22 protein-coding genes, 3 pseudogenes and 1 other annotated feature are annotated in these 24840 nt (G+C 68.5%); of the genes and pseudogenes, 12 read left to right on the top strand and 13 right to left on the bottom strand.

Features of this window, described 5'->3' with window-relative positions; translation table 11 throughout:
- Positions 1-33: 33 nt before the first annotated feature.
- A complete protein-coding gene (locus ACF0H8_RS19325; protein ID WP_395290475.1) occupies positions 34-1119 on the bottom strand; it encodes a 2-oxoacid:ferredoxin oxidoreductase subunit beta in 1086 nt (361 codons plus the stop codon).
- Complete coding sequence (locus ACF0H8_RS19330; protein ID WP_395290476.1) at positions 1116-2993, bottom strand: 2-oxoacid:acceptor oxidoreductase subunit alpha; 1878 nt, start codon at positions 2991-2993, stop codon at positions 1116-1118. The genes ACF0H8_RS19325 and ACF0H8_RS19330 overlap by 4 nt, the downstream gene beginning before the upstream one ends.
- 477 nt (positions 2994-3470) lie before the next feature.
- Here ACF0H8_RS19330 and ACF0H8_RS19335 point away from each other — a divergent pair, with 477 nt between their 5' ends.
- From ACF0H8_RS19335 to ACF0H8_RS19350, 4 genes are all read left to right on the top strand, one after another.
- A complete protein-coding gene (locus ACF0H8_RS19335) occupies positions 3471-3815 on the top strand; it encodes an SDR family NAD(P)-dependent oxidoreductase (RefSeq protein WP_395290477.1) in 345 nt (114 codons plus the stop codon).
- On the top strand, positions 3781-4275 hold the full coding sequence (locus ACF0H8_RS19340; RefSeq protein ID WP_395290478.1) for an SDR family NAD(P)-dependent oxidoreductase: 495 nt from the start codon (positions 3781-3783) through the stop codon (positions 4273-4275). The genes ACF0H8_RS19335 and ACF0H8_RS19340 overlap by 35 nt, the downstream gene beginning before the upstream one ends.
- Positions 4276-4373: 98 nt before the next feature.
- Complete coding sequence (locus ACF0H8_RS19345; protein ID WP_395290933.1) at positions 4374-4898, top strand: hypothetical protein; 525 nt, start codon at positions 4374-4376, stop codon at positions 4896-4898.
- Positions 4864-5094 carry an enoyl-CoA hydratase-related protein gene (locus ACF0H8_RS19350; protein WP_395290479.1) on the top strand — a complete coding sequence of 77 codons (231 nt, stop codon included), beginning with the start codon at positions 4864-4866 and terminating at the stop codon, positions 5092-5094. Before ACF0H8_RS19345 ends, ACF0H8_RS19350 begins: the two co-directional genes overlap by 35 nt.
- Here ACF0H8_RS19350 and ACF0H8_RS19355 read toward each other — a convergent pair.
- The 4 genes and pseudogenes from ACF0H8_RS19355 to fgd form a co-directional block, all read right to left on the bottom strand.
- Positions 5072-5629 (bottom strand): nuclear transport factor 2 family protein, encoded by a 558-nt coding sequence (locus ACF0H8_RS19355; protein ID WP_395290480.1) that lies wholly within the window; start codon positions 5627-5629, stop codon positions 5072-5074. The two genes, ACF0H8_RS19350 and ACF0H8_RS19355, sit on opposite strands and share 23 nt — an antisense overlap.
- Before the next feature lie 12 nt (positions 5630-5641).
- Positions 5642-6739 carry an LLM class flavin-dependent oxidoreductase gene (locus ACF0H8_RS19360; protein WP_395290481.1) on the bottom strand — a complete coding sequence of 366 codons (1098 nt, stop codon included), beginning with the start codon at positions 6737-6739 and terminating at the stop codon, positions 5642-5644.
- 208 nt (positions 6740-6947) lie between these two features.
- Positions 6948-7508 (bottom strand): annotated as a pseudogene (locus tag ACF0H8_RS19365) (aldehyde dehydrogenase family protein); the annotation flags it as partial.
- Between the two features lie 239 nt (positions 7509-7747).
- Positions 7748-8794, bottom strand: a complete 1047-nt coding sequence (gene fgd / locus ACF0H8_RS19370; protein ID WP_395290482.1) for a glucose-6-phosphate dehydrogenase (coenzyme-F420) — start codon at positions 8792-8794, stop codon at positions 7748-7750.
- 542 nt (positions 8795-9336) lie between these two features.
- On the opposite strand from fgd, the gene ACF0H8_RS19375 reads away from it, so the two are divergent.
- The 3 genes from ACF0H8_RS19375 (at position 9337) to ACF0H8_RS19385 (ending at position 12686) form a co-directional block, all read left to right on the top strand.
- Complete coding sequence (locus ACF0H8_RS19375; protein ID WP_395290483.1) at positions 9337-10239, top strand: alpha/beta fold hydrolase; 903 nt, start codon at positions 9337-9339, stop codon at positions 10237-10239.
- Positions 10240-10528: 289 nt separating this feature from the next.
- Positions 10529-12127, top strand: coding sequence for an MFS transporter (locus ACF0H8_RS19380; RefSeq protein WP_395290484.1), 1599 nt, complete (start codon positions 10529-10531; stop codon positions 12125-12127).
- Positions 12120-12686 carry a TetR family transcriptional regulator gene (locus tag ACF0H8_RS19385; RefSeq protein WP_395290485.1) on the top strand — a complete coding sequence of 189 codons (567 nt, stop codon included), beginning with the start codon at positions 12120-12122 and terminating at the stop codon, positions 12684-12686. Before ACF0H8_RS19380 ends, ACF0H8_RS19385 begins: the two co-directional genes overlap by 8 nt.
- A gap of 336 nt (positions 12687-13022) precedes the next feature.
- Here ACF0H8_RS19385 and ACF0H8_RS19390 read toward each other — a convergent pair whose 3' ends face one another.
- Entirely contained in the window at positions 13023-13952 is a 930-nt protein-coding gene (locus ACF0H8_RS19390; protein ID WP_395290486.1) for an SDR family NAD(P)-dependent oxidoreductase, read from the bottom strand.
- A gap of 80 nt (positions 13953-14032) precedes the next feature.
- Here ACF0H8_RS19390 and ACF0H8_RS19395 point away from each other — a divergent pair, with 80 nt between their 5' ends.
- Positions 14033-15106: an IS630 family transposase gene (locus ACF0H8_RS19395; RefSeq protein WP_395289027.1), complete on the top strand. Its 1074-nt coding sequence runs from the start codon at positions 14033-14035 to the stop codon at positions 15104-15106.
- 199 nt (positions 15107-15305) lie between these two features.
- Here ACF0H8_RS19395 and ACF0H8_RS19400 read toward each other — a convergent pair whose 3' ends face one another.
- Positions 15306-15548, bottom strand: coding sequence for a hypothetical protein (locus ACF0H8_RS19400; RefSeq protein ID WP_395290487.1), 243 nt, complete (start codon positions 15546-15548; stop codon positions 15306-15308).
- A gap of 90 nt (positions 15549-15638) precedes the next feature.
- Here ACF0H8_RS19400 and ACF0H8_RS19405 point away from each other — a divergent pair, with 90 nt between their 5' ends.
- Positions 15639-16514, top strand: a complete 876-nt coding sequence (locus tag ACF0H8_RS19405; RefSeq protein WP_395290488.1) for a TIGR03620 family F420-dependent LLM class oxidoreductase — start codon at positions 15639-15641, stop codon at positions 16512-16514.
- Here the strand turns inward: ACF0H8_RS19405 and ACF0H8_RS19410 are convergent.
- The 3 genes from ACF0H8_RS19410 to ACF0H8_RS19420 all read right to left on the bottom strand — a co-directional run bounded on the left by ACF0H8_RS19410 (position 16498) and on the right by ACF0H8_RS19420 (position 17211).
- Positions 16498-16830 carry a hypothetical protein gene (locus ACF0H8_RS19410; protein WP_395290489.1) on the bottom strand — a complete coding sequence of 111 codons (333 nt, stop codon included), beginning with the start codon at positions 16828-16830 and terminating at the stop codon, positions 16498-16500. The genes ACF0H8_RS19405 and ACF0H8_RS19410 overlap by 17 nt on opposite strands.
- Positions 16798-16929, bottom strand: a sequence feature (AL1L pseudoknot). (Overlaps the previous gene by 33 nt.)
- Positions 16887-17015: a hypothetical protein gene (locus ACF0H8_RS19415; RefSeq protein WP_395290490.1), complete on the bottom strand. Its 129-nt coding sequence runs from the start codon at positions 17013-17015 to the stop codon at positions 16887-16889. It overlaps the preceding feature by 43 nt.
- A gap of 55 nt (positions 17016-17070) precedes the next feature.
- Positions 17071-17211, bottom strand: a complete 141-nt coding sequence (locus ACF0H8_RS19420) for a hypothetical protein (RefSeq protein WP_395290491.1) — start codon at positions 17209-17211, stop codon at positions 17071-17073.
- Between ACF0H8_RS19420 and ACF0H8_RS19425 the strand changes: the two genes are divergently transcribed.
- From ACF0H8_RS19425 to ACF0H8_RS19435, 3 genes and pseudogenes are all read left to right on the top strand, one after another.
- On the top strand, positions 17210-18157 hold the full coding sequence (locus ACF0H8_RS19425) for a tyrosine-type recombinase/integrase (RefSeq protein ID WP_395290934.1): 948 nt from the start codon (positions 17210-17212) through the stop codon (positions 18155-18157). The two genes, ACF0H8_RS19420 and ACF0H8_RS19425, sit on opposite strands and share 2 nt — an antisense overlap.
- Positions 18150-18371: pseudogene (locus tag ACF0H8_RS19430) on the top strand (integrase); the annotation flags it as partial. The gene ACF0H8_RS19425 and the pseudogene ACF0H8_RS19430, both read left to right, overlap by 8 nt.
- A 211-nt stretch (positions 18372-18582) precedes the next feature.
- Positions 18583-19140 carry a tyrosine-type recombinase/integrase gene (locus ACF0H8_RS19435; protein ID WP_395290492.1) on the top strand — a complete coding sequence of 186 codons (558 nt, stop codon included), beginning with the start codon at positions 18583-18585 and terminating at the stop codon, positions 19138-19140.
- Positions 19141-19218: 78 nt separating this feature from the next.
- Here the strand turns inward: ACF0H8_RS19435 and ACF0H8_RS19440 are convergent.
- Together ACF0H8_RS19440 and mobF are read right to left on the bottom strand one after the other, a co-directional pair.
- Positions 19219-20515, bottom strand: a pseudogene (locus tag ACF0H8_RS19440) (ISL3 family transposase).
- A gap of 423 nt (positions 20516-20938) precedes the next feature.
- On the bottom strand, positions 20939-24469 hold the full coding sequence (gene mobF / locus ACF0H8_RS19445; protein ID WP_395290493.1) for a MobF family relaxase: 3531 nt from the start codon (positions 24467-24469) through the stop codon (positions 20939-20941).
- Between the last annotated feature and the right edge of the window lie 371 nt (positions 24470-24840).

Here is a 24840-nt window from a genome sequence, read left to right on the forward strand (position 1 = left end):
CTGCTCGGGTCGTCATGGGGGTGGTGGCCGCGCTCAGCTCACGGTCCAGGTGTCGTTGCCAGCCAGGAGCTGGGTGAGCGCCTCGTCGCCACCGCCGGGGGCCGCCTGGACGGCGTCGCCGACCTGCGCCCGCACGAGGTCGTCGTAGGTCGGGCGGTCGACGTCCCGGAAGATGCCGACAGGGACGTGGGCCATGGAGAGGTCGTCCAGGCGGGAGAGGGCGAAGGCCGCCGCCGGGTTCTCGGCGCGGGCGTCGTGAACGACGACCTCCCGGCCGTCAGCCGCGTCCTCGTCGATGGCCTCCACCCCGCCCTCAGCGGTGCGCACCACCACCTTGGGACGGTCCTCCGGGCCGAAGCGCACCGGCTCGCCGTGCTCCAGACGCACGAGGCGCGCGGTGGCCGAGTCCTTGTCCTTGAGCATCTGGAACGCGCCGTCGTTGAAGATCGGGCAGTTCTGGTATATCTCGACCAGCGCGGCGCCGCGGTGGCTGACGGCGGCCCGCAGGACTGACGTCAGGTGCTTGCGGTCGGAGTCGAGGGTGCGGGCGACGAAGGTCGCCTCTGCCCCGAGCGCGAGAGAGATGGGATTGAACGGCGCGTCGACGGACCCGGCGGGGGTGGACTTCGTGACCTTGCCGGGCTCGCTCGTCGGGGAGTACTGGCCTTTCGTCAGCCCGTAGATCCTGTTGTTGAACAGCAGGATCGTCAGGTTGACATTGCGCCGCAGCGCGTGGATCAGGTGGTTGCCCCCGATGGACAGCGAGTCGCCGTCGCCGGTGATCACCCACACGTTGAGGTCCGGGCGGGCCGTCGCCAGGCCGGTGGCGATCGCCGGGGCGCGCCCGTGGATGGAGTGCATCCCGAACGTGTCGAGGTAGTACGGGAAGCGGCTGGAGCACCCGATGCCGGAGATGCAGACGACGTTCTCGCGCCGGATCCCAAGCTCGGGCAGGAACCCCTGCACCGCGGCGAGGATGGCGTAGTCGCCGCAGCCCGGGCACCAGCGGACCTCGGCCGAAGAGGTGAAGTCCTTCTTGGACAGCGCCTCCCCGTCCGCGAGCGACGGAACGTCACTCAGACCTGACCGCAGCGTCGGGGTACCAAGGGTCGTGCTCATGGGTGCGCTCCTATCGTCTCGTGCTCCCGGGCGAGCTCCGTGATGGCCTCGGCCAGCTCGGACGCCGCGAACGGCAGACCACGTACACGGTTGTAGCCGACGGCGTCCACGAGGTACCGGGCACGCAGGAGCATGGACAGCTGGCCGAGGTTCATCTCGGGGACGAGGACCTTGTCGTACTGGCGCAGCACGTCGCCCAGGTTGGACGGGAAGGGGTTGAGGTGGCGCAGATGTGCGTGCGCCACGTCGGCACCGGTCTCCCGCGCGGCCCGGACCCCGGCGGCGACCGGCCCATAGGTGGATCCCCAGCCGATGACCAGCAGGCGCGCCCGCCCGTCCGGGTCGTCCACCTCGACGTCCGGCACCTCGATGCCGTCCACCTTGGCGCGGCGCAGGTTGACCATCTTCTCGTGGTTGTCGGGGTCGTACGAGATCTCCCCCGTCACGTCGGCCTTCTCGAGGCCGCCGACACGATGCTCCAGTCCGGGTGTGCCGGGAACCGCCCACGGGCGCGCCAGGGTGTCCTCGTCCCGCAGGTACGGGTGGAACGCCGGCGTCTCGCCGTCCGGGGCGAGGGCGTTGGGTCCGGTCGCGAAGCCCGGGTCGACGGCGGGCAGGTCCTCCACGGTGGGGACGAGCCAGGGCTCGGAGCCGTTCGCCAGGTAGCCGTCAGAGAGCAGTACCACGGGCGTGCGGTACGTGACGGCGATCCGGACCGCCTCGATGGCGGCATCGAAGCAGTCGGTCGGTGAGCACGGAGCCACGACCGGCACCGGCGACTCCCCGTTGCGCCCGTACATGGCCTGGAGCAGGTCGGCCTGTTCGGTCTTGGTGGGCAGCCCGGTGGAGGGACCGCCGCGCTGGACGTCGACGACGACGAGAGGCAGCTCGAGGGAGACCGCCAGTCCGATCGTCTCGCTCTTGAGGGCCAGGCCGGGTCCGGAGGTGGAGGTCACACCGAGCGCACCACCGAAGGAAGCACCCAGGGCGGCGCCGACACCGGCGATCTCGTCCTCGGCCTGGATGGTGACCACGCCGAAGCGCTTGAGGCCGGCGAGCGTGTGGAGGATGTCCGACGCCGGTGTGATGGGGTACGTCCCCAGGACCAGATCGAGCCCAGCGCGCTGGCTGGCGGCGACCAAGCCGTACGCCAGCGCGGTGTTGCCGGTGATGTTGCGGTAGGTGCCAGGGGGCGCGCTCGCCGGTGCGATCTCGTAGCGGACGGCGAAGATCTCGGTGGTCTCCCCGAAGGCCCAGCCGGCCTTGAACGCGGTGAGGTTCGCCTCGGCAAGCTCGGGCCTGCTGCGGAACTTGGTCCTCAGGAACCGCTCCGTCGTCTCGGTCGGGCGGTCGTACAGCCACGTGAGCAGGCCCAGCGCGAACATGTTCTTCGAGCGTTCGGCGTCCTTGCGGCTGAGCCCGGACCCGCCGAGCGCCTCCACTGTCATGGAGGTGAGCGGCACGCGGTGGAGCTGATACGCCTCGAGGCGGTCCAGCACATCGACGTCGAGACCGACCTTGCCAAGGCTCCGGGGGGTGAAGGCGTCTGCGTCGACGATGATCGTCCCCCCGCGGGGCACGTCGCCGATGTTGGCCTTGAGCGCCGCCGGGTTCATGGCGACCAGGACGTCGGGGGCGTCCCCGGGGGTGAGGACGGAGTGGTCGGCGAACTGCAGCTGGAAGCTCGACACCCCGGGCAGCGTCCCCGCGGGGGCGCGGATCTCCGCGGGGAAGTTCGGCAGGGTGGCCAGGTCGTTGCCGAGAAAGGCGGTGCCGGCCGTGAACCGGTCACCGGTCAGCTGCATGCCGTCGCCCGAGTCACCGGCGAACCGGATGACAACCTTGTCAATGCGCTGCATGGCCTTCGCGGTCATGGCGCCACCTCCTGTCGAGCGCGTACTGCTGCTGTGTGTAAGAGACTTGCAACCCGCCACGGAGTCACGCCCGTTGGGCGCCGTGGCCGTTCGCCCGGCCGTTGCAAGCTGTGCTGCGCGGGCTGGCGCCGGAGTCCTGGTGCGCTCTGTCGTGGTCCCGGATGAACAAACGGTCGGCTTCGGCGCCCTAGGAGCGCCGCTCGCTGACGCGGTTGCCCGACCCGACCCGCGCCTTCGCTTCTACTGAGCTCACAGTCATGTGAGCACGCTAACATAATCAGCGAGATTTCGGTAAGGTCTCCGACCGGTCGCTCCCAGCTGGTCGGACACCGCAGCACACCACTCTCGCGCTCACCTCGGGACCGAGCCCCGATCGCCGTCGACCATGTGACGCAAGGACCGATCCGGCCGAGCGAGCGACGCGGCGGCTGACCCCGCGCCGAGGTCGTCCGGGTTGGGCACGTCCACCAGTAGCTCATGGGAGGAACACCGCACCACGGCAGAAAGCTGCAGGACAAGGTCACCCTCGTCACCGGAGGCGGTTCTCGGATCGGCGAGGCTACGTGCCTGAAGTTTTCGCGCGAAGGTGCGAAGGTCGCCGTCGTCGACCGCGACCGCGACCACGCCGCCGCACAGGCGGTGGCCGCGACCACCGAGGCCCAGGGCGGGGTCGCCCTCGCCATCACGGCTGACATCGCGCGCGCGACGGGTGTCGAATCGGCGGTCACCGACACCATTGCTGCGTTCGGACGTCTCGACGCGGCCGTGAACAACGCCGGCGTCCCCGGTGCCTCCAACAAAGGTCGCCGATCTCGACGATGAGGCGTGGCGGCGCACGATCGACATCAATCTCAGCGGCCTCTTCCTGTGCCTCAAGCACGAGCTGCATGCCATGCAGGAACAGGAGGGCGGCGGAGCAATCGTCAACATCGCGTCCGCGGGAGTGCTCAAGGTGGCGGCCCCCCAACCTGACTACATCGCCTCCAAGTCGGGCGTGGTGGGCATCACACGGAGCGCCGCGGCGGACTGCGGCAAGGCTGGAGTCCATGTCAATGCTGTCCTGCCGGGCCCGACCGCGACACCGATGTTGATGGCGGGGTTCGATGCGCGGACCCGGTCGGTCACTCGCGGTGTGGCTGTGCTGGGACGAGGCCGCCTCCATCATCACGTGGCGTCGCGATCGCCGCGGACGCGGGTTATCACCTGGTCTGACGGGCCGATCCGGCGACCAGGTCGGTCAGCCGCTCGATCGTGCAAGACCTGCGCGTATAGGAATTTCTAATACCGCGCATACACCTGCTTGTCCAGCGAACGGAGAATGCCTTGAATAACCTCAGATTTGACGACAAGGTCGTGCTCGTCGTCGGCGCAGCCACCGGAATGGGCGCGGCGGCAGTGGAGCTGCTGCAACGGCGGGGCGCTACGGTGGTTGGTGCAGACATCGCTCCCGCCCCACGCCAGGAGCGAGTCGATATCGCCGATGAGGCGCAGGTCGACTCGCTCGTCGCTCGAGTCGTCGAGAAGCACGGCCGGCTGGACGGGGCGGCGAACTTCGCCGCCATCCCGGGCAAGGCTCGAGAACATCGTGGACATTCCCACCGAGAATTATTGGAACCAGACCGACCAGCGCGGGCCAATGCGATCGACTCCGTGGCAGCCGATACGGTCGCGCAGCTGGTCGGCGCCGTCGAGAAGGATGACGGCATCGACGCGGTCATCCTCACGGGCGCAGGCGACGACACTTCTGCGCCGGCAGCGATCTCAAGGCCAGGGCCGCGGGGGCGGCGCCGAGCCGCAACGGGTGGGGCTTCGCCGGTTTCGTCCGCGCGCTCGCACCAAGCCCTACATCGTTGCGGTCAATGGTGCCGCCGTGGGCGGCGGATTCGAGCTCGTCCTCGCCTGTGATCTCGTCGTCGCCGTCGAGCACGCCACCTTCTCGCTCCCCGAAGTGACGCACGGCGTCGTCGGCGGTGGTGGCGGGCTCGTACGGCTCGGTCGTCGCCCCCCCGCCCTCGCGGTAGAGATCGCCCTTGCCGGGCGCGAGCTGTCCGCCCATCGCGCACGCGAGCTTGGCCTCGTCAATGCGGTGGTCCAGCGCTGAGGTGATGGACACCGCGGTGCAGTTGGCGCGGCGCTGCAGAAGGGGTGCGCCGCTGGCGGTGCGGGAGAGCCTGGCCGTCCTTCGCATGGCGGAGGGCAGCAGCGACGAGGCGCTCTGGCAGCGCTCCCGGGAGGCAAGTGCCGTGGTTCTGAACTCCGAGGACGGAGTCGAAGGCCCCCTCGCGTTCGCGGAGCGGCGCACCCCACGCTGGCAGAACACTTGGTCCGACCATCGTGGACCAGATGCCGGAGGCATTCTCCTCGTCGTGGACGGTGATCTCGCACGTGAGGCCGTGGTGGACTGCCTGCCCCCGGCTCCGCGCCTCCGCGCGTGTGCTGGTGAGCCACTGACGCAGCTCGTCCCGGGAGTTCGACTGGTGGAAGACGTGACCGTTCTCATCCGTCCAGATCAGCTCGAGGTCCTCGTCGAAGAGGTTGAAGTAGGCCTCCTGATCCCTCGTGTCGAGAAACCGGAAGTACCGGGCCTTGAGCTGCTTGATCTGCTCGATGTTCCAGAGGATGTCTATTCTGTCCATGTGTTTTCCGCCTCAATTGAGAAGGTGCTGTTGCGTGCGGTTAGGTGAAGAAGGGCTACCATCGCGCAGCAGGGGGATGACTTCCTGCGCGAAGCGTGTGGCGTTTTCTTCCTGCGGATCTTGGCCGAGGCTCTTCGTCAGCAGGACGAGCCGGTCGAAGCCGAGGTCGATGATGGACTGAAGCTTCTCAGCGCACTGTTCCGGCGACCCCACGACGGCGAACCTGTCGACGAAGGCGTCGTCCAGCAGATCTTTGGGATAGAAGGTTCCTCCACCTGTGGACCGTTTGCCGTGGGTGCGGTACGCCTGCCCGACGGCCTCTACTGCTCGCTGGATGACCTGAGCGTCTTCGGCGGCGACGGCACTGCTGGGCTTTCCGTGGAGTGCACCGAACCGGGCCTGTGTCATGACCGCACCGCGAATGTATTCGCGGGCCCGGGTCAGATCATCACCTCTGCCCACAGCGACCGGGAGATAGCAACCGAGGCCGAAGGGCCGGTCCTCGAGCCCGGCGCGCTCCCGTGCTGCACGTGCCTGCTCCACCAGACCTCTCAAGCGGCCGACGTCGGCACCTACGGAGAAGGTCACTCCATCGCCGAGCCGTGCGGCGATGTCGATGACCTTGGGGCCGGTGGCGCTGATGTCCACGCGCGTCTTGGGGAGGTCTATTGAGGAATCACGCTCGAAAAGCGAGCTGATGGTGCTTTCGAAGCCCTCCAGGTCCACCGTCTCGCGCCTCAGGTAGGCCTGGAGCCGAGAGACGTAGGTCTCGAACTCCCGCACCTTCATCGGCTGCTGGCCGAGCTGGTGCATGGCGCCATCGCCTCGACCCAGGCTGAACACTGCTCGCCCTCTGGCTACTGCGTTGACGGTCGCCATCGCAGAAGCGGTGATCTGAGGATGCCGCGTCGGCACAGATACGCCACTGCCGACCTTGAGCGTGGTGGTGGCATTCGCGGCGAGCGCCAGGCACACATACTGGTCCGGCGATCCGGCCTGGCCCTCGCCGAACGCCAGGCCGTCCCACCCCAGGGCTTCCAGTCTGGCTGCGATGCTGCCCAGCTCGGTCAGCGGGGCTGGATAGGCTCCCAGCCGCCAAAACTCCACCATGGTGGGTGCTCCTCTCGGTTGTTCACACGGTTCTTCTGACGGATCCGAGTCGCACGAGCACGCTGAGCGATAATTCACGTTCCAGCGCGTCGTGGCGCGTGCCCGGGTCTCGGCGGGCGCGAAGCGCCAGCAACGAGCGCGCAACGTGCCGTGAGCGACCGCCGTATGGGTCAGCCTTGAATGCCGCTCCGCATACGGCCGTGGATGCCTAGGAGCGCTGTCCTGTTGGCACGATGACCGCGTGCGGTTCGGTGAAGGTCTCGAGCCCAGCGCGGTTGGCGCCACCGCGGCCGATGCCGCTGTGCTTCACGCCGCCCCACGGAACGCGGCCATCGATACCAGCACCAGAATGTGCGTTGATCCAGGTCATCCCGGCCTCCAGCCGGCGGGCGATCTCGGCGGCGCGTCGCACGTCAGGTGACCACACGGAGCCACCGAGCCCGTACTCGGAATCGTTGGCGAGGGCCACCGCCTCGTCAACGGTGTCATAGCCCATCACAGGCAGCACGGGCCCGAACTGCTCCTGCTGCACCAGGTCGGCGTCCTGGGCGATGTTCGAGACGATGGTCGGCAGGAGGAAGTAGCCCCGCTCTGGGTCAACAGCCATCGTGCCGAACTCGTGCACGTCCGCACCCGAGTCTCGCGCGCTGGCGATGAGTCGCTGCACGCGCTCGCGGGCCGCCGCGGTGGGGACAGGACCGGCCGTCGTCGCGGGGTCCAGGCCATCCCCCACGACGGTGCTCTTGAGCACGGCGCCCAGTCCTTCAACGACCTCCGCGACGCGAGCCGCAGGGAGCCGGCCAGGGCGACCGTCCTGTGCTTGTGGGCTGTGCCCCGTCGGTCAGTTCTCATTCGATCCCAATCCTCTTTGATGTGGGGTTGCCAGGACTAGGTCCTGGGTCTCAGCCATGCAGCGTCACACGACATCTCGTGGTTCACAACGAAGTCTCACACTCCGGGCCATCGGCTGCGGTAGCCCGCAACAACGGGCCAGCGCGACCACACCCCCTACCGTCCGTGCGGTGCCTCCGCGGGCGCGCCCGCGCCGGGACCCGGCGCCATCGAGCGCAGCCGAGGGAGCACCTCGGCGCCATAGAGCGCAAGGAACCGCGCCTGGTCCGGTCCAGGTGCGTGGAACACCAGGTGGCGGAACCCGAGATCGACGTACTGCCGGACGCGCTTGACATGCTCTTCGGGGTCGTCGGACACGATCCATCGGGACGCGGCACGGTCTGCCGAGAGGGCGTCTGCCAGACGTTGCATCTCAACGGGGTCTTCCACCCCCGTCTTTTCCTCAGGCGTCAGAGCGAGCGCCGCCCAGTGCCGGGTGTCTGCAAACGCGCGCGCATGGTCGTGGTCGAAGGACACCTTCATCTCGATCATCAGATCGAGATCGCTCAGGCGGCGCCCAGCCTTGCCTGCACCCTCCGCGAGTGCGGGCAGCAAGGTCTCGGAGTACAGCTCCGGCGCCTTGCCCGACGTCGTGATGAAACCGTCCGCCACCCGGCCGGCAAGCCTGGTGGCTGCGGGACCGGACGCGCCGACATAGATGGGCACAGGACGCTCGGGCCGGTCGTAGACCGTCGCACGGTCAGTGGAGTAAAAGGTGCCCTCGAAGGTTACGCGCTCGCCGGTCCAAAGCTCGCGGATCAGGGCGATGGCTTCCTTCAGGCGAGCGAACCGTTCCTTGCTGTCGGGCCACACCAGCCCGAGCGGCACCTCGTTGAGCGATTCGCCGGTGCCGATGCCCAGGATCACCCGGCCCGGGAACATCAGCCCCAGGGTGGCGAAGGCCTGCGCGATGACGGCGGGGTGGTAGCGGAATGTCGGCGTCAGCACGGACGTGCCGAAGGTGACCCGTTCGGTGCGGGCCAGGACCGCACCCAGCCAGGGCAGCGCGGCGGGCGCGTGCCCGCCATCGTGCCGCCACGGCTGGAAGTGGTCGGAGACGAAGACCGAGTCGAACCCCGCCGCCTCGGCCAAGCCGGCGAAATCCGCCAGCTCACTCGGCCCGAACTGCTCGGCGGAGGCCTTGTACCCAATCGTCAGTGTCATTGCCTGTCCCTCGTCTCATCGCATTCCGTCTTCACAGCAGGGGCGTCAGCACCGCTCCGGCCAGCCCAGGAGATTCCAGGGTTACCCTCTCCTCCGACCGCGAGCTCGGTGCGAATCAGCTGGACGAACGCCTCGTCCAAGCGCGCCGGCCCATGCGGGGCGGGCCAGACAGGAACATCGGCCCGAGTCACGGCTGGTGCCGCATCTCATGACTGGTCCTGTTCATGGCCGCTCCTTCGCGATTCGTGATGTGCCGCGCGTTCGACCCGGCCAGGCCTCGTCGTGCGGCCGCCGGGCTGACAATCGGACGGCGTAGCTGGTGTGGCGGCCGCCAAACCCGTGCGGTCGAAGCACCGATCGCCCATGGGCGGGGCGGCATGATCCGGGCTCGACGCGCGTCGGGACGGTCTCACAGAAGTGATGTGCCGCCTCCCTGGCGGCCGAAGCATCGTTGACCACCTACGGGCGAAGCCGGTGTTACGTTAACGACACCTCGATACGATACCCGAGATGTCGTCGACTGCTTCGCGGAGGGATGGCGCATGGACAGCAACTCCCCGCCGGAGGTCGTTGCCGTGACGACGGGCGACGGGGACGGCAGTGCCCGGAAGGTGCGCGTGAACGGCGGCGATGTCCACTACGTCGTCACCGGCGAGGGTGACCGCGACCTTGTCCTGGTCCACGGCCTGCATGCGCACCATCTCTGGTGGCACGGAGTCATCCCGTTCCTCGTCCCGCACTGCAGGATCATCTCGGTCGATCTGAGCGGCCACGGAGAGAGCCAACACCGCACGGAGTACACGCTTACCGCGTGGACGACCGATCTGGCGGCCGTCATCGAGGACGCCGGCTCTTCCCGGCCGGTGCTCGTCGGCCACAGCAACGGGGGCCGCGTCGCGGTCACCACCGCCGCCAGGTATCCCGGCATGACGGCCGGGGTGGTCATGTTCGACAGCGTCGTGCGACCGCCGTGGAACCGTCCGGGGCTCCGCTGGGGGCAGCGAGCACGCCCCCTGCGGTACTCCGCCACCCGTGAGGCGGCCATCGCCCGCTTCAGGCTCGTACCGGAGCAGCCAGACCCTCCCGCGGAGCTGCTCGCGCCCGTAGCGGCACACTCGGTGCACGAGGGGGCCGGCGGCTGGACGTGGAAGTACGACCAGCGCAGCCCCATCCGGCTCGAGGACGAGCTGCTCGACTGGGCGCTCGCTACGGCAGACGTTCCGCTGCGGTACGTGTACGCGGAGCTGAGCGTGGTGGCGGACGCCGAGGGCGTGGAGTACGTCCGCAAGTTCCGGCCGCCGGGCGGGCTCGAGATACTCGAGCTGGCGGGCTTGCATCACCACCTGATTCTCGAACGCCCCGACCTCTGCGCAGAGGTCGTGACGGATTTTGTGCACGGCTTGCCTTCAGACGAGCGACTAGCGGAAGCCCGATCCCGCCCGTGACGTCGGGGCGCCTGGATGCCGTCACCTGCCAGCGCCCGTGTGGCGGGGATCGCAGCTGCGCGACGAGGGAGCTCGGGCGCGGCGTACTGCGAGGGCGGAGCTCTCCCCGAGCGACGAGGCGAGTTGTGGGCTCGCCTTCAGCTGCGCGGCACGAGCGGCGGCCCGAAGAAGCCACGGCGACATTCCACCCAAAGCGATGTTGCCCAACTTGGTGAACAGTGGTTCACCCCCTCCGGGGTGAACATCGATTCACCACTGTGGGTGACACTGACCGAAAGGCGGGTACCCCGTGTCTGGAGGCACCGATGGACGCGAGGCGACCAGGCGTGCGCCGACATTGGTCATCGCCACCTTGGCCATGTGCGGGACGGTCGTCTCTATCCAGGGCACCGTGGTGCTACCGCTGTTGCCGGAGTTCCCGCTGCTCCTCGAAACCAGCTTCGACGACGCGTCGTGGTTGGTCACTGCGGCACTGCTGTCCGGCGCCATTGCCATGCCGATCGTCTCGCGGCTCGCGGACATGTTCGGCAAGAAGTCGCTGATCCTCGTGACTCTCGCCCTGCTAGTGGCCGGCTCGGTGGTCGGGGCCCTGGGTAGCTCGGTCGCCGTTCTGATCATCGCCCGGACGCTTCAAGGCATCAGTATGGCCCTGGTTCCCATCGGCATCGCGGCCATGCGGGACGAGCTGCCAACCGAGCGCGTGCCACTCGGAGTGGCGCTGATGGGGGGGACACTGGCGATCGGCGCCGGCGCAGGCCTGCCCCTCGCCGGCGTGGTCATGAGGTACCTGGATTGGCATGCCATCTTCTGGGTCACGGGTGTGCTCGGTGCAGTGCTGCTCGTTGCCGTCATCCTCGTGCTGAGAGAATCGCCGATTCGTACCGGCGGGTCCTTCGACTTCTTGGGGGCGGTGCTGCTCTCGGCGGCGCTGACCGCCCTGTTCCTCACGTTGACAAAGGGTGGCACCTGGGGCTGGACGTCGGTGCCAACGCTGAGCCTGACCGCGGCAGGTATCGCGCTCATGGGGCTTTGGGCGCCGATCGAGTGGCGAGCACGTCAACCCCTCGTGGACCTGCGCGTAGCGATGCGTCCCACCGTGGCGTTGCTCAACGTCTCCTCGATCCTCGCCGGTGTCGCACTGTTCATCAACGTGCTTGTGACCACGCACCTCCTCCAGCTGCCTACGGCAACGGGCTTCGGCCTTGGCCTCGACGTGCTGGAGACCGGGCTGTGGATGGCCCCGAGCGCCCTGGCGTTCGGGGCGCTGACCCCGGTGTCCGCGTGGCTCACGCGCCGGTTCGGCGCGCACTCTGCGCTGTTCATGGGAGCCGTGATCATGGCGGCGAGCTACATCGCCCGGGTCTACCTCAGTGCTCACCTGTGGCAGATCGTGCTGGGCTCGGTCATGGTGTCGGTCGGGATCTCCGTGACGTACGCCGCGATCCCTACGTTGCTCATGCGCGCGGTACCGCTGGCCGAGACGGCGTCGGCGAATGGCCTGAACACGCTGTTGCGCTCGCTCGGCTCGACGGTTGCGAGTGCCGGGATCGCTGCTGGGACATCGCTGAGCGTCGTCCACGTAGGCTCGGGGGTGTATCCCTCGCTCCATGTGCTGCTGGCCTCGTTCGCGATATGCGCTGCGCTGGCGCTGGGCATGGCGCTACTCGCCATTCCACTGTTCCGGCTGCGTCATGCCGATGAGCGGACCGAGCACCACCTCCCCGCAGCCGACGTCGCGAACCACGGCGCGATGCCGGTCATAGCCGCGAACGTTCCTGCCGCCGCCAACCGGGTACGCACCACAGGGGATCCCGGCCTGGCGCACGTGCAGGCCGGCCGGCAAGTTCCGCTCCGGCACCACGGTGGCTCCGGTGAGTGCAGTGAGTGATGACCACCCGGCCGCTAGTACCGAAGAGCGGCGGAGTCCGTCCCGCGACGCAGTGCTCGTAGCCGCGCGCGAGCTGTTCGCTGAACGTGGGTATAACAAGGTCACCATCAGGGACGTCGCGGCCGGGGCCGGACTCTCGCCCGCCATGGTCATGAAATGCGCCGGCAGCAAGCGCGAACTCTTCTACCAGGCCGCCACCCTTACCCCACCGCCTCTCCCCGACGTCCCCGATGCCGAGCTGGGCGCAACCCTGGTGCGGCAGCTGGTCGAGCGTACCGAAGCCGGCGCGATCGAGCCGCTCACTCGGGCGCTGATCCTGCGCCTGTCCGGCCCCGATCCGGACTCAGTGCGTCAGCGCTTCACGGTCGGCTACCTCGATCCCCTCACCGAGCGGCTCGGTGGGGACGAACAGGCCCGGCTGCGTGCCGAACTGGTCATCGCGGCATTGGCCGGGCTCACGGTAAACCTGCGCATCTTTGAAATGCCCGTTTCGCGTGAGCGTACGGAAGAGGTGATCCGACTCTACGGTGCACTGCTTCAGCGGCTCATGGCCCCGTGAGGCCGCGGGACCAGGAACCCGTCGAGCACGCGATGCTGTGCACCCGCTGCGGGCACCGAGTCCGCCGGCTCGGTCGGTCAGCGACCGTGGACGTCAGCCTGGTCGGCAGATCGAGGCCGTGCCCACGCTATTGTTTTCGCGTCCTCGACAGCCGCCGTCTACAGGCCCTTGACCGGCGCGTTCAACAGCTGCCGCAATCAACACTCCGCGGTTCCAGGAGGTAGCCAGCTCGCGCTGCATATGCGACGGCAAGGCCGAACCGATGAATCGTCGGGGTTCGGCCTTGCCGTCATGTCCTGCGATTTCACAGCGCCCGGCAGATGGAAGCTGGATCGCTCACTTGGCGCGGATGCTCACTGAGTTTGTTGAAAGGATCTCAGCCAAGGCAGGGTTGTGGAAGACCAATTCGTTGCGCAGTGACTCGCCGGAGGTCTTGTAGGGCGTCATGGGAGCGTCTGCGATGAGGTTGGTGCCAGCCTCGACCCATGCCTCTGGGGTGCTCCGGGCAGCTGTGATCCTGGGAGTGGCCGCCAACGCGGTTCGGTTGGCGGCGTTACCGCTGATCTGGAAACTCTGACCGAAAACCGTCGTGTCCTGGTGGGCTAGCCAGGTGACGAATGCCGCGACGGCGTCAGGGGGCATCAGATCGCGCATGGTGTCACGGACTTCCGCAACGTCGAAGGATGACTCCGTCATGGGTGTCCACGAAGCAGGCAAGATGGTCGAGACTTGGATGCCCGCCTCACGGCCCTCCTCGAACAGCGAATTGCCGAGGCCCCAGATTGCCCCCTTGGCAGCGCCGTAGGACGAACGGTTCGCACCGGGCAGCATGCCGGTGGACGCTGTGTTGATGAGCCGTCCGCTCCCCGAGGAGGCTAGGTGCGGCCAGGCGTACCGCGAGATCTCGACTGTGCCGCGCACGTGGATGTCGAAGGTTCGCCACCACGTCGCCGGGTCCTGCTCAGCAAAGAGGCCGAAGCGCACGATGCCGGCATTGTTGATGACGATAGCCAAAGACCCATAGTTGTCGATGGCACTCTGCACGATCTTGGCGGCATCGACACAGATGTCGTGGGCGTCGGCAACCGCCTGACCACCCGCTTCCTCGATTGCCTCGACGGTCGCGGCCGCTGCCGCACCATTGATGTCGTTGACGACGACCCGGGCGCCGCGGGAGGCGAGCATCTGGGCGTATGCACGACCCATCCCCGACCCTGCCCCGGTGACCAGTGCCACCCGTCCTTCGAAGTCGAGCTGCAGATCCATCTGCGCGACCTTTCCTTCAGCTGCACCTAGTGCCGTGTGTAGTTAGTAGATTTACGGTTGCCTTGCTGGGAGCATGGGGTATGGCGAATCGACCTGCCCCGGCCTTGGCACTGCGGGATGGCGACCGGGAGAAGTTGGTGCGGCTGACCCGGTCCTCCAGTGAGAGGGCCGGGCTCGCCCAACGAGCGCGGATCGTGTTACTGGCCGCGGAGGGGGTGTCGAACACCGCGATCGCGGACAAGGTCGGGGTGTCACGCCCGACGGTGCTGGACTGGCGTGGCCGGTACGCGCGCGAGGGCCTCACCGGGTTGGAGGACGACCCGCGCTCGGGGCGGCCGCGGACGATCGACCATCGTCAGATCGTCTCGGTCACGCTCGCCCCGCCGCCGAAGAAGTACGGGGTGACGCACTGGTCGAGCCGGCTGCTGGGCCGGCACCTGGGAATCAGCAACGGCACGGTGGCCAAGGCATGGCGCGACTATGGGGTCCAGCCCTGGCGCGAGGAGACCTTCAAGTTCTCCACTGATCCCGAGCTGGTCGCGAAGGTCACCGATGTGGTCGGGCTGTACCTGGCCCCGCCGGAGAACGCGGTCGTGCTGTGCGTGGACGAGAAGTCCCAGATCCAGGCTCTGGACCGCACCGCGCCGATGCTGCCGATGCAGCCGGGTCTGCCCGCCCGGCGGACCCACGACTACGTCCGGCACGGGACCTCGACGCTGTTCGCGGCGCTGGAGATCGCGACCGGCAAGGTCACCGCCGCGTGCAAGCCGCGCCACCGCCACCAGGAGTTCCTCGCGTTCCTCAAGCAGGTCGCACGCGCCTACCCCGACCAGGAGCTGCACCTGGTGATGGACAACTACGCCGCGCACAAACGGATCGAGATCCGCAAGTGGCTGGCCGCGAACCCGCGCGTGCAGGTGCACTTCACCCCGACCTCCGGGTCCTGGCTGAACCTGGTTGAGGTCTGGTTCGGGATCATCGAGCGCCAGGCCATCCACCGCGGCACGTTCGCCTCGGTCAAGGATCTCAACACCAAGATCCGCGTTTTCATCAACGGCTGGAACGACCGATGCCACCCCTTCGTCTGGACCAAGCCCGCTGATGAGATCCTCAAGAAGGCAAACCGTAAGAACACTTCAAACACGGACCACTAGCCGCAGCAACCAATACGAATTTGTGCTGGACCGCCCGCGTGATGAGGCGGGTGCGCCTTCCTGTACCGAGCCGACCTGCGACGTCCGAGCCCGTTGGCCAGGTTGAACGCGAACCCGATTCTTGACCCACCATCGGAGCAAGAGCGGCGAAAGGCTCCGCCGTCGCGCATATCGTATCGGCATCGGACAAACCCACGCCTTACGACCAGATACTGGTCACACGGTGAACCGCTCCCAGTCTGATTCCGTGGCGTTCCAAGCCGGAAGGATGCAGATCACGCCGAAGTAGGTCGCTGAGGGCCACGCTGACCGACAGGTCCATCAGGTCCGGGAGGAACTCGTGCAGCGGTGGGTCGATGAGCCGGATCTGCCTGCAAAGTCGGTCCATGACCTCGAGCAGGTCGATGAAGTCCTGCTGCTGCAGCGGCAGCAGCTCTGCCAACCCCGCTCCCGGTCCTCCGCGAACCCCAGCCTCTACCCGGTACGGTGACCGGAAGCTTCCCTGTCCATCTCGCCTGCCGGTTGGAATCCCATGCTCACGTCTTCTTCTGCCACGCCCGCTCTTGGCCGCCTCGGATTCTGGCGCGGCGGAGCGCTGCTCATGCCCGAGATGGCCACCGCGGTGGAGCGGCTCGGGTACGGAACGATCTGGATCGGCGGCTCCCCCGACGCCGACCTCGCGATCGCCGAGCAGCTTCTCAATGCCACCGAGAACGTGACGATCGCCACCGGCATCGTCAACATCTGGAAGTCTCCGGCGACCAAGGTTGCAGCATCGTTCCACCGCCTTGAAAAGACCCACCCGGGCCGGTTCATGCTCGGCGTCGGCATCGGACACCGTGAGGCGCTCGGCGACCAATACCAGAAGCCGTACTCGGCGCTCGTCTCCTACCTCGACACCCTCGATGCCGCGGGCGTGCCCGCAAAGCGCCGTGTCATCTCGGCACTCGGCCCGCGCACCCTCACGCTCTCGGCCGAGCGCGCCGCCGGGACCCACCCCTACATGACCACGCCCGCGCACACGCGCTTCGCCCGCGACCTCGTCGGCCCCGGGCCTCTCGTGGCACCCGAGCAGCGACTTGTGCCGCACACCGATGCCGCGGCCGCACGCGAAGCGGCCCGCGCCTTCCTCTCGCCCTACCTGTCGCTGTCGAACTACCGCCGCACGCTCGAGTCCCATGGGTTTACCGCGGCCGAGCTCGACGGCGACGCCACGGATGCCGCGGTCGACGCCCTCGCTCCCCACGGCACCCCGGTCGAGTTGGCAGCAGCCGTGCAGGCCCAGCTCGACGCGGGAGCCGATCACGTCTGCGTCCAACTGCTCCCGGCACGCGAGGATCCGCTGCCCACACTTGAGGCGCTGGCGGACCAGCTCGACCTGCCCCGCGTCGTCACATCCGCCCGCTGACGTCCAGGAGTGTTCTCCTACAAAGTGCTCCACCGTTAAACGCGGCACGGCCGCAGGAGGCACGACCGAGAAACATGCCCTTGCTGACTCGCGGCAGAATGCGCATCACGCGAAGCAGATGAGTTTCACCGAGTGCTGTAAAGGTCTTGCGGTAGCCGTACGAGCTCTCCGGGGTGGCACGGCCGTTGGCGTCCTGGCGCAGCTTGCGCAGCTCGTTGACCACCACCGCGTCGGTGATCGTCCGCGCCGCGGGCGTGGGGGACCGGTAGGCGTAGTAGGTGCTCGGGGCGATCTGGCAGCCGTGCTCGGTCAGCACGCGGCAGATCGGCTCGACCCCGAACCGTGCCCGGTTGTCGTCGATGAACCGGCAGATCAACGCTGTGGCGGGTCGAGCTCCCGCGCGAAGAAGGACGCCGCGGACTTCAGGATCTCGCTCGCCCGCCTCAGCTCACGGTTCTCCTTCTCGAGCTCCTTGATCCGAGCGGCCTCCGCACTGCTCACTCCGGGCTTGGTGCCCGCATCGACCTCCGCGCGGCGCCCCCACTTGCGCAGCGTCTCATGCCCGACCCCCGAGCCTGTCCGCGATCGTGCGGATCGCCTCGTACTCACTGGGGTAGTCCTGCCGATGCTCCGGGACCATGCGCACCGCACGCTCCTTGACCCCCTCGACGGGGTACCGCTTGGCCGTGTTCTGCATGCAAAGGATCCTTCCAAGGAAGGAACCCTCCACGGAACCCGGGGCGGTTCACCTGTCTACGCGCCGGGCGCTCGGGTTCAAGCTCGCCGCCCCAGCCAAGACGCTCGATGCGTTCGTGGGCTGGATGGACGCGGCCGGTGAGCCCACGATCCGCCATGATCTGGCCACCGCATGGGTGGCGCAGTTCTCTCGCGGCACGGTGCTGGAGCGGTTGAACTACGTCAAGCAGTTCGCCGAGCACGTCGCCTGGTTCGACCCGGCCACCGAGGTTCCGGTCCTCGACGGACGCCCCTACGGCAGCCACCGCCCCCGCCCGCTGATCTTCACCAGCGAGCAGATCGACGTGTTGCTGGCTGCGGCGGGCCGGCTGACGCCGCGGGTTCGCGCTGCGTCATGGCAGACCCTGCTCGGGCTGCTGGCCGTGACGGGACTGCGGATCAGCGAGGCCCGCAACCTGAACGACGACGACGTCACTCCCGACGAGGACGACGGCGGCTGGGTCAGGGTCACCGACACGAAGTTCGGCAAGTCGAGGCTCGTCCCGCTGCACGCGACGACCATGACCGCGATCCGGAAGTATCAGCGGCTGCGCGATGCGACGTTCCCGGCCCCGAGAACGACCGCGGTGTTCGTCGCGCGGCGCGGCACCAGGATCGCCCGCTCCACAGCGACAAACACGTTCCGCGAGATCCGCGCCCTGGCGGGGATGGCCGGCAGTCAGACCGAACCGGCGGCCAGACTGCACGACTTCCGCCATTCGTTCGCCACGAACACCCTCATCGGGCACATCCGCTCCGGCGGGGACGTCGACGAGATGATGCCGGTGCTCTCGGCCTGGCTCGGGCACGTCAGCCCGGACTCGACCTACTGGTATCTGTCGAACACTCCGGAACTGGCCGCTGCCCTCGCGGATCGCCTGCCGGTCAGCGGGGGCGATGATGAGTGACCTCGCGCCGTTGCTGCAACGGTTCTTCACCGACAAGCTCGACCGGCACCTAAACGCCAGCGCCCACACCAAGGCCGCCTACGCCGACACGTTCCGGCTGCTGCTGCTCTACGCCCAGCGAGCCACGGGCATCGCGCCCTCAGCGTTGACGCTGGCCGACCTGGACGCCGACCTGATCGGCGGGTTCCTCCAGCATCTGGAGACCGAACGCGGAAACTCCGCCACGACACGCAACGCCCGTCGCGCGGCGTTGCGATCGTTCTTCACCTACGCCAGCTACCGCGCACCCGACGCTATCGCCACGATCAGCCAGATCCTCGCCATCCCCGCGAAACGCACCAAGAACACGATCGTGTCGTTCCTGACCCGCCCCGAGGCCGGAGCCCTCATCGCTGCCCCCGACACCAGCACCTGGATCGGTCGCCGTGACCGGCTGCTGCTGCACCTGGGCATCCAAACCGCTGCGCGTCAGCGAGCTGACCAGCCTGCGCGTCGACAGCATCCAGATCGGCCCGCACAGCCAGCTTCAATGCCTGGGCAAAGGGCGCAAGCACCGCGTCATCCCGCTGCAGAAGAACACTGTCAAGCTCCTGACGGCCTGGATCAGCGAACTCCCGACCGCCCCGGAGGGGCCGCTGTTCCCGACCAGCACCGGCACGCCGCTGACCCGAGCGGCAGTCGGCAAGCTCGTCGCCCGGCACACCGCCACCGCGACCGCGCACTGCCCGAGCCTGAGCGGGAAGAACATCACCCCGCACACCCTGCGGCACACCTGCGCGATGACGCTCCTGCACACCGGGATCGACACCGCCAGCATCGCGCTCTGGCTCGGTCACGCCACGATCCAGACCACGCAGGCCTACCTCCACGCCGATCTGGAGCTCAAACGCCGCACCCTCGAACGCGTTCCCACGATCGACGAGCGGCCACCAGCCCGCTACCAGGCCTCGGACGCTCTCATCGCGTTCCTCACGAACCGGTGACGCCGGCACGGTTATGTTGACCGGCCCCGAGCCACCGCCCCCGAAGAGACACCAAGGCCACGGGACCGGTCAGCATAATCACGCGCTCGACATACCATCGCTTATGCGGAAGTCCGCATAAGCGATGTAGTTGGTGAGGTTGCGGAATCCCAGGGCGGAGCCGCGGAGGTGCTCGAGTCGACCATTGATGGCCTCTGTCGGACCGTTGCTGGTGCCGGGGCGGTCGAAGTAGGCCAGGACGTCGGCGGCGCGGCGCTTGAGAGTGCGGCCGAGCTTGCGTACCTCGGTCAGGACGGCGGGCACACCCTGGCTGAGGGAGTCGATCACGGCTGTCATCACGTGCCGGGCCTCGGGTCTTGTCGCTGTCGCGGTAGGCGCCGATCATGCGCTGGTAGACGGCCCAGGTCACCTCGACCTGGACGTGGGCATCGACGGCGAAGAGGTTCTCCAGGCGCTGTTTCTGCTTGTCGGTGAGCAGGTCGGTCCCGGTGTGCAGGGTTCGCCGGGCGGAGTAGAGCGGGTCGCCCTTGCGGCCCCGGTGCCCGCGAGTGTCCTGCTGGACGCGTCGGCGGCACTCATCGAGCGCGTCGCCGGCCAGGCGGATGACGTGGAAGGGATCCATGACCGCGACCGCGTCGGGCAGCTCCTCGGTGGTGGCGGTCTTAAACCCGGTGAACCCGTCCATCGCCACGACCTCCACGCCGTCGCGCCAGGACTGCTCTCGTTCGGCGAGCCAGGTCTTGAACGCCTGCTTGGAGCGGCCTTCGACCATGTCCAGCAGGCTGGCCGGCCCGGTGCCCTCGCGGATCGGGGTGAGGTCGATGATCACGGTGACGTACTTGTCCCCGCGGCGGGTGTGCCGCCAGACGTGTTCGTCGACCCCAACGACGGTGACGCCGTCGAACCGGCCCGGGTCGTCAATCAGCACCCGCTTGCCTTCGGCCAGGACCGCGGCGTTGGCGGTGTTCCACGAGACCTCGAGGCCCTCGGCGATGCGGGCCACGGTCAGGTGCTGGCACACGATGCCTTCGAGCGCCCACCGCAGCCCGCGGCGGGAGAGCTTCGCCCGCGGCTCGGCCGCCTTCGTGGTGTCCTGGCGCCACACGTGCCCGCACCCGGTGCACCGGTACCGGCGGACCGTGATCAGCAGCGTCGTGGGGCGCCACCCGAGCGGTTCGTGCGCCAGCCGGCGCGTGACGGTGTCCCGTGGCGTGCCTTCGCACCCGCAGCGCCGGCACCACTGGTCCGCCTCGACGACACGGCAGGCCAGGACCGCGTGATCGGGCTCGAGGCGCTGCCCGATCACCTCCAGGCCGAGCTCGTCGAGGCGGGCGAATGTGGTCAGGTCAGGGCAGGCGAAGGTAGCGTCGGGCACTTCGGGGTCTTCCGGATGGCTGGCGTAGGAACCTCCATCTTCGGAAGACCTCGACCCCTATCCGGCGACCGACGCGCCGACCCTCTCTACACCCTCATCTGCGAAGAGCCCGCAAAGCTGACGCGGAAGACCATCGCGATACACCTCGGTTCTGCTGGAGGCTTCGGACGAGCCCCAATTGAGCCAAGGATGCAGGGACGGCCGTGGCCACCGCGGTGCGTCCTGACAACCTGTGGACGACCACCCATCCGGACTGCGCCTTGGACAGCCGGACGGCCGGCTTGTTCGGTTCGCACGGGAAAGCGTGAGCGTCAAGCGCTACGCCCCTCGAGGCAGCGAGAGTTATCCCCAGAACCGCTTGACGTGCTGGTTGACTCCAGCCAACAGGTGCCAGGGTCGTGCGGCGACGGCGCTACTCGAGCGCTACCCGATTCTGAGAGTCACAGTGAGCGCGCTCTCGCCTCCCACCCCCCTCGTGCCTGCGATGGTCCGGGCACTGCGCAGCGCGGCCGCGGCGAGCTTGGCATCGTGCCGCTGATCCAAGGACTCCGCTTCGGGGCCGAGCGGGGAACGGCTCGTGATGCCGTACCGCTCCCGGTACGCGGCCACCGTGGTCACGTGTCGAAGCCACCGCTGCCGGTCGCCGCCGCCGAGTGGCTGCTCACCGATCCGCTGGAGCCAGGCAGCGCGCTGACGCACCGCCGTCGCGGCCGTCGCCCGGGCGCGCGCTTCAATCAAGTCGCGGCGTTCGTCGAGCGCAGCGCGCACGTCGTCGGGCAGCTGGCGACGGGCTTCGGGGATGAGGCCGGCGATGAGGTCGGGCGCGCGGTTGCCGATCGGCATGGCCGCGGCTTTGGCCACCCGGAAAGACAACACGGCCGTCACGTCCTCGGCGTCAATCAGGTTGCGTTCGGCGACCACGCGCGGCAGCAGCACGCGCACGTCATGGTGGTTGGCCTCGGCTCGGCGCAGCTCCGCCACGAGCGCGCCGAAACCGTCGGAGGCGATCGCGCTCTCGGCCTCGGATTCACTCATGCGACCGGCACCGCTGAGCGCACCGACTACGAGGTCCCGCCACCGGTCGCGTTCGGCGGTGACGGCGATGAGGTCGTACTCGGCCGCAAGCTGGGCGATGCCAGTCCACCGGTCGTGCTCGGCGCTGGCGGTCTGGTGAGCGGACAGCTCCGGGCCGGAGTGCTTGAGCACCCCGTACAGCACTGTCTGTGCGGTGACGTCCGCCGGCTGCGGGGTGGCGTGGGACTCGTCGGGCTCGTCGAGCGCGACATAGGCGATGTTGGCGTCCCGGCCGCGGGTCATGGACACGTACAGGTTCTCGCGGGTGGTGGCCGCGGAGACCACGACGTGCGAGATGTCGACGGTGAGGCCCTGCGCACGGTGGGCGGTCACCGCGTAGCCGAGGTCGACGTGCTCGGCGACATAGGTAGCGGGCAGCACCACGCTGGCCCCCAGCCGCCGCCCAGCGCGGCGCACCTGCATGGACCCATCGCGACGCACGTCGGTGACCTTCCACCGGTCGCCGTTGCGGACCCACCCGCTGCGGCCGGTGCGCAGCATGCGGTTGTTGCGGCGGGTGATGACGAGGTCGCCGGTGCTGGCGCGGGCGTCGTCCGCGAGGGCGACGTCGCGGCCGGCCGAGGTTTCCCCGGTCTGGATGCGTTCGGCGCGAGCGCACTCGTTGAGCTGGCGCACGGACTCGGCGGAGTCCGTGACCAGGATGCTGGAGCGCCCCGCGGCAAGGTCGGCGCACCATGCCTCGTAGGCGGCATCGATCATCTCGGCGGTGGCGCCCTGGCGCAGCCGGTCGTGCAGGGCGTAGGTGCCGATGACCTCGACCTCGCCGCGACGCAGCGCCAACGAGGCGGGCTTTTCCCAGTCGTTGGTGAAGCGGTGCACCTCGCCAAGTTCGGGGACGTCGTCGCCGCGCGCGTCAACCAGGAGAGAGAACGCACCGCCGGCGTCGACGGACTGCAGCTGGGCCCAGTCCCCCACGAGCAGCACCTTCGCTCCTGCTTCCTGAGCCACGGCCGTGATGCGGTCCAGGGTGCGCGTGCTAGCGAGGCTGGCCTCGTCGATGATGACCAGCTGCCCGGCCCCGAACTGCGTACGGCCCCGGGCGTGCTCGAAGAGCCACTTGGCCGTGTTGTCACAGCCGATACCCAGGTCCTCAGCCAGCACGGCGGCCGCGGCGGCGGACGGGGCGAGGCCGATCACCGAGCCGGCGCCGTGCTGGGTTGTCCACGCCGTCCGGAGGGCCCACATCGCGGCGGTCTTGCCAGCGCCCGCCGGGCCGACGAGCACGTCCACCCGCCGCCCGGACGTCGCGACGGTGTCGAGCACCTCGGCCTGCTGGATGGAGAGCGTGGTGCCGTCATGCCGGATGGCAGCAGACCGCGCGACCACGCTGGGGGGCACCGACGGTGCGGTCAGGTCTTCCGCGCGGTCGAGCAGTCGGCCTTCGGCGGCCAGCAGGTCCGCGGAGGTGAAGTACGCCCCGTGCCGGGGACGGAACATGCTGGTCCCATCCGGCCGCTGCCACAGCGCGGGCGTGGGTGCGAGCTCCGGCGGGGTCAGCCGCAGCGACTGCCCGGTTGCGGCGTCGGTGATCATCCCGACCACCGCCTCGCGGTCCTCGACGGTGGCGAACCGCCAGCCCATCGTCTGCCTGGAGGCCTCCGCCCACAGGTTCCAATGCCGCCAGGTCGACCGCTTCTCCCCTACCGCCGCGACGACCCGTGCACCTGCTCCGGTGATGATCTCGAGTGGGACGTGCTCGGCGGTGAACGGGCGCCTAGCCGACGAGACGGTCAGATCCCGCGCCCACTTTGTCGGGTCAGTGCCGAGGATCTGCTGGGCACGCGCACGCCAGGCGGCGATCAGGTCGGCCAAGGAGTGGATGGTCTTCTCCGGGCGGGTTGCGAGGGTGGCCTGGGCGCGCAGCCGCACGATCGTCGCCGCCGAGGGTGCGTGCCGATGGGTGCGGGTGTACTCCCCGACCAGGCGGTCCTTGGCGATCTCGATGTCGCGGGACCGGCTGGAGAACTCGGCGGTCAACACATCGGGGACGCCGGCGATCTCCCATGCCGGGTTGCGGTCCTTGCCCCGGGCACGCTGCTCCCAGCCGATGCCGAGCGTCCCGGTGAGTCGGTCGGCGAGCACGGCGTTGTAGTACTCCGACAGGGCGACGGTCGCGTTGTGGATCGCCCGCGAGTCGAGTGTGCGCCACTTGCCGTCGGCGGCGGTGCGGACCTTGTTCGAGACCACCAGGTGGGTGTGCAGCTGCGGGTCGTTGGCGCGCGAGTCCCAGTGGTCGTAGGCCACCGCCGCGACACCCAAGACGTCGACCTGCGCGACGCCCCCGGAGCCGACCCGGGTGGCGGCGACCTCACGCTCGAAGAACTCCAGCACCTGCGCGACGGCGACATGGTGGGCCTCAACGATCAGCTCCTGCGTCCGGGCATCGGCCACGCCCCACAGCACCGAGACCGACTTCGGCACCGAGAACGTCAGGTCGAACCCTGCCACCGAAGTCCGCGGTCCCCTCTCGGTCTCCTCAGACTCGATCCGGGCGACCTCGGCGTCGTACTCCACCGAGGGCAGCTCGCGATCAACGCCCGCGACGCGGGCAGCGATGCGCTCAGCCACCGTCACGTACCGCTGGTACGGCCGTCCGAGGCCGTTCCCGGTGAGCGGGTCGCATCCGCGGCCCAGGAGCGCCTGGAGCTGCTCCTGGGTGACGGTCATGCCGGCACGCAGCTCACCCTCGCCGAACTGGGCGACGCCCGAGCCCATCCAGGTTCCCGGCGGTGTGCCGGCCGCGGTGTAGTACCGGGTCAGCGCGGAGGTCTGGGACGTCAGGCCGTCGCCGGCCACGACCGAGCGCAGCAGGTACGCATAACCGTCCCCGGCCGACATCACCCGCATCGAGACCGTCACGAGCACACCTCCACGACAAAGGTGTGCTCGCTCGACCAGCCTCAGTGCCAGACGTGTGAAGAGCCTCGGGCCGGTGGAGCGACACCGGCGGGGAGACCTCGGCGACCGCGGGATGGCGGGACGGCACCGCGCGGGGCGCGGGACGGCGGGACGGCACCGCGACACGACAGAAGTACGCCGGGCCAGCAGCAGGCGGAAGCTCACGAGGATGACCAGCAGCGACTGCAAGCGGCGCTCCGCGCACGCGACCGACGTCGCAGACGGCCACAACGCCGTGATCAGACATGCGTGGGGGGACGTGCGCACCTAAGAGAAGCGGGAGGTGTCGCGCCCGCGGAAGTCACAGTCGCAAGCCAATTGACTGCGGTGAA

The sequence above is a fragment of the Georgenia sp. AZ-5 genome, from assembly GCF_043952095.1.
Lineage (GTDB): Bacteria > Actinomycetota > Actinomycetes > Actinomycetales > Actinomycetaceae > Georgenia.